Source organism: Bacillus sp. JJ1127 (assembly GCF_036965845.1).
In the GTDB taxonomy this organism is placed as follows: domain Bacteria; phylum Bacillota; class Bacilli; order Bacillales; family Bacillaceae_G; genus Bacillus_A.
Map to the genome: position 1 here is coordinate 1 of NZ_JBALQK010000120.1, position 4,603 is coordinate 4,603.

Sequence of the window (4,603 nt, forward strand, 5' to 3'; positions counted from 1 at the left end):
TACTATAACTTCCGAGTTTTTAGACCTAGTTGTTTGAACATTATGTGAATTTAACAAAAACAATTATATACAAATTGAAAAACGAACATAATAATCCTTTTTTTTGGATATCGTTATTCTAATAAGCATTTCTGCTATCTTAAAATTATTGGCTGGAGATACCATACAAGTTATCTCCTAAGCTACTACAGATAGTCATACTGTTCCCCCCCTTGAAAATACAGTAACACTTCATGCACTTTGAAGCAGCCAGATCCCTAATAGGTTTATTCTCCTAACGACCAATAAGATTATATGAATAAAAAAAGAGCGTCCGTCTTCGGACACTCTTTTCCTTTATAGCGAATTAAATAATCATTTGATTAAATCTGCAAAACTCAATCATATCTCGATACGAAAAGCATTACATTAGCACTCTTCCGGAGTACCAGTATTCGTCGCTGTGCGGAAAGATGAACCGCATCCGCATGATGCGATTGCGTTCGGATTATCGATTGTAAACCCGCCGCCAAGCATTGATTGCTTGTAATCAATTTTTACTCCTTTGACAATCGGAGCACTTTCTTTATCAATAACAAATTCAACACCGTAAAACTCAAGAACTGTGTCGTCTTCATTTGGTTCTCTTTCAAATCCTAAGCCGTAAGAAAGACCGCTACATCCACCGCCATGTACAGCAAGGCGAACGTATTTCTCTCCTTCTTCAGCATCTTTTAACATATCTTTAATTTGAAATGCTGCTTGTTCTGTTACAGTAATCATGAAATCCACCTTCCTTTCTGTTCTCGTTCTATTATACATCTTTACGCTTCTATCTTGTACTCATACACTCCGCGGCAAATGACTTCTGCTGGACCTTTCATCATAACTGTTCCTTCTTCTGTCCATGCAATCATTAAATCGCCACCAGCTAAATGAACTGTAATTTCTTTACCGCGTTCCATTTTTTTATTTAAAATCGCCGCCACAACAGATGCACATGCTCCTGTTCCGCATGCTTGTGTTACACCTGATCCACGCTCCCACACACGGAAGTTCATTTCTGTGTCATTCACAATTTCAATGAACTCAACATTCACTCGTTCTGGGAACATTTCATGTGTCTCAAGTACTGGACCTAGCGTTGTAAGAGGAGCTTCTTCCACATCATCAACGAAGATAACAGCATGCGGATTCCCCATAGAAACAGCGGTAAACGCATAACGATGATTATTATATAAGAAGTCTTCTCGAATAAATGGTGTGTCCCCCTCACCAAGCATCGGTAGCTCTGCACGCGTTAAACGTGGTGCTCCCATATCAATTTTCACCAACGTGACAACATTATCTTCTACCGTTACTTCAGCCGTTACAATTCCAGCTAATGTTTCAATGGTAAACACCGTTTCTTCTACTAGTTTATGCTCATACGCATATTTCGCTACACAGCGCAATCCGTTCCCGCAGCTCTTTCCTTCTGAACCATCATTATTAAACATACGCATTTTTACTGGTGCGACGTCAGAAGGACAAATTAAAATCATTCCATCCGCCCCAATTCCAGTATTGATATTCGAAACTTTCTCCGCTACAAGAGCTAGCTCTTCCTCTGGAATTTGTTCTTCAAACATATTTACATATATATAACTATTTCCAAGGCCATGCATTTTTGTAAAAGAAAATTGGTTCATCCTCATTCACTCCAAAAATAATTTGTTGTTTTAAGTATAAAATGCATGCTTTTGGAACACAATATGAATGTCCCCCGTTTCTTATATTTGACAACGTTTTGACGGCTTCACTATAGGAGCCGTTCTTACACAAATTGTGTAAGAAAAAAGCCCTTCTCGAAAAGGGCCTTTTTTTATTTTATACAAACATCCCGGCAATTGCAGCGCTTAGCAAGTGCTTTGGTGATAATTGACTTTAAACCAAATTTAGCAATATCACTAAGGCGAGTTGGCGCCATTCCTCTAAGTCCACCAAATATAATACGCAGTGCGGTCACTCTTTTCTTATTTGAAAGTAAATATCCAATAAGAAGAATACCGATAATTCCAACGAGTCTCCAAATCATGTTCATTCTGTCACCTCACAGGTTCAAATTCTTTGTTAGCATTTCCTCCAAAGAAATTTTTACTCTAATGGAACAAATGACAATTAAAAAAGATGCTGCTTATTTGCAGCACCTTAAAACATTGGATTTTCATCTAAATAATCATATACGTTTTTCACAAGCTCTTCTACCGTTGCCCCCTGTACCACTTCACCATTTACAAGTGCAAATGGTCCTTCAAAACAAATACCACAATACCCTAGACAACCATATTCCATAACATCTAAATTTGGATCTTTTTCTAATTTTTCTAGCGCTGCTTGTGAGCCGCTCGCAAGGTTACCTACACAAAATTCGATTAATGGCTTAATCAAAACAATCCCCCCTGTCTCTCCAAAAAAATGAATCTATAAATAAGAAACCAAGCTGTTTCTTGTTATTTTCATTACACTTACTAACACATTTAGTTGCTGCACTACTTCATTTCAAGTCAAATGATCTTCTCTATATCAATCCACTTGGATTTCCCAACATATACATCACAGCTATGAAAACAGAAAAAGATCTCCATTCATTTCCTCCTTCTGGTTTCACACGGCATGGAGCCAAAAAAGACACTGACCGCTTCTATCCATCAGCGGACGCTCTCTCCAACCTAAAAGAAAAGGTTTCTATCGTTTTTTCTAATCTACCTGTTATTTTTCCAACATACAAATTAGAACAGTTTGTTCCACTTTTCTTCTTATTGTACAACAGAGTACTCATTCATGCATTGTTATTTGTTCACAAATTCGATATAATTTGAATGAGTAAAGTCAAAATATTTTTTCAATATATAATTATATGATTAGGGGATATTTCAACAGAAAAGGGGTAATCCATCATGAAACACCTCGTACTACTAGGTGGCGGCTACGGTGGAATGAGAATTCTGCAACGGCTTCTTCCAAACAATCAACTTCCAGATGATGTCCAAGTGACATTAATCGACAAAGTACCATACCACTGTTTTAAAACAGAATATTATGCATTAGTAGCGGGTACAATTTCAGAAACGCATATTCGCATTCCGTTTCCAGAGCATCCGCGTCTCAATATTCAATATGGCACTGTATCGAATATTGATCTCGAAAATAAAGCCGTGCATCTCGATAGCGGTGAAGAAATCCAATATGATGATTTAATTATCGGACTTGGCTGTGAAGACAAATATCATAACGTTCCAGGTGCCAAGGAATATACGCATAGTCTGCAGTCCATTGAACAAACGCGTAAAACATACGAACAATTAAACAGTTTAGAGCCAAACGCAACGGTTGCTGTCGTTGGTGCTGGCTTAAGCGGTGTTGAAGTAGCAAGTGAACTTCGTGAAAGCCGTTCTGATTTAAAAATTTACTTATTTGATCGAAAGGATCGCATTCTATTCCCGTTCCCAGAGAAATTAAGTAGATACGTAGAAGAGTGGTTCACAAAGCATAAAGTTACAATTATACGAAACTCTAACATTACAAAAGTAGAACCAAACATTGTGTACAACCATGATGAACCACTTGAATGCGATGCAATCGTATGGACAGCTGGCATTCAAGCAAACGAAGTTGTTCGAAACCTTCCAGTCGAACACGATAGTAGTGGACGGGTTGTATTAACGAAATATCACAATATTCCAAACAATGAACACGTTTATGTTGTAGGCGATTGTGCTTCTCTTCCACATGCACCATCTGCACAGCTTGCTGAAGGCCAAGGTGAACAAATTGTCCAAATATTATTGAAACGTTGGAACAATGAAACACTTCCTGATGAACTGCCTGTTATTAAATTAAAAGGTGTTCTCGGTTCTCTCGGTAAAAAACATGGCTTCGGATTATTAGCAAATCAGCCTTTAATGGGCCGTGTTCCTAGGCTATTAAAGTCCGGTATTCTTTGGATGTATAAACATCATAACGGTTAACAACAAAAAAGGTTGCTGACAACATCAGCAACCTTTTTTATTACGCTATAAATAGAATCAGGAAGGAGAAAAATTTCCCTTCCTGAACGTTTTTGTTGTTACTACCTAATTGTATGAAAATCTAAATTTATCCCGCATTAACGGGCAATAATACCCCCACCTCAAAATTCGGCGAAAGCAAAGAAGTTAGGTGGGAGATAAACTGCCCGTAAAAGCCCGATTGGTGAGGGCTAATAATCAGTGGGGGATGAAGAAAACCCCCACTGATTAAAGTTTCACTTTATGCCTTCTTAACAAATTCAGATTTTAATTTCATAGCTCCAAAACCATCAATTTTACAATCGATATCGTGGTCTCCTTCAACTAATCGGATACTTTTTACTTTTGTACCGATTTTTATAACTGATGAAGTTCCTTTTACTTTCAAGTCTTTGATTACTGTTACAGAATCACCATCGTTTAAAATATTCCCATTTGCATCTTTAACAACTTTTGTATCTTCAGTTTCTGCTTCTAACGCCCACTCATGCGCACATTCTGGACAAACGAAAAGAGCTCCATCTTCGTAAGTGTACTCAGAATTACATTTTGGGCAATTTGGCAAATTAGACATA

6 protein-coding genes are annotated in these 4,603 nt (G+C 37.7%); 1 reads left to right on the plus strand and 5 read right to left on the minus strand.

What is annotated here, in order from left to right; translation table 11 throughout:
- Positions 1–408: 408 nt before the first annotated feature.
- The 4 genes from V7183_RS12820 to V7183_RS12835 form a co-directional block, all read right to left on the minus strand.
- Complete coding sequence (locus tag V7183_RS12820) at positions 409–762, minus strand: HesB/IscA family protein (RefSeq protein ID WP_097895950.1); 354 nt, start codon at positions 760–762, stop codon at positions 409–411.
- A 41-nt stretch (positions 763–803) separates the two neighbouring features.
- Complete coding sequence (gene dapF / locus V7183_RS12825; RefSeq protein WP_335359764.1) at positions 804–1,670, minus strand: diaminopimelate epimerase; 867 nt, start codon at positions 1,668–1,670, stop codon at positions 804–806.
- A gap of 173 nt (positions 1,671–1,843) precedes the next feature.
- Positions 1,844–2,062 carry a hypothetical protein gene (locus V7183_RS12830; protein ID WP_335359765.1) on the minus strand — a complete coding sequence of 73 codons (219 nt, stop codon included), beginning with the start codon at positions 2,060–2,062 and terminating at the stop codon, positions 1,844–1,846.
- A gap of 107 nt (positions 2,063–2,169) precedes the next feature.
- The gene (locus V7183_RS12835; RefSeq protein ID WP_017150175.1) at positions 2,170–2,409 is read right to left on the minus strand and encodes a YuzB family protein; all 240 of its coding nucleotides are present in this window, start codon (positions 2,407–2,409) and stop codon (positions 2,170–2,172) included.
- A gap of 509 nt (positions 2,410–2,918) precedes the next feature.
- On the opposite strand from V7183_RS12835, the gene V7183_RS12840 reads away from it, so the two are divergent.
- Positions 2,919–3,989 (plus strand): NAD(P)/FAD-dependent oxidoreductase, encoded by a 1,071-nt coding sequence (locus tag V7183_RS12840; protein WP_097895946.1) that lies wholly within the window; start codon positions 2,919–2,921, stop codon positions 3,987–3,989.
- 280 nt (positions 3,990–4,269) lie between these two features.
- On the opposite strand, the gene V7183_RS12845 is transcribed toward V7183_RS12840, so the two are convergent.
- Positions 4,270–4,602 carry a zinc ribbon domain-containing protein YjdM gene (locus V7183_RS12845; RefSeq protein ID WP_141523119.1) on the minus strand — a complete coding sequence of 111 codons (333 nt, stop codon included), beginning with the start codon at positions 4,600–4,602 and terminating at the stop codon, positions 4,270–4,272.
- Between the last annotated feature and the right edge of the window lies 1 nt (position 4,603).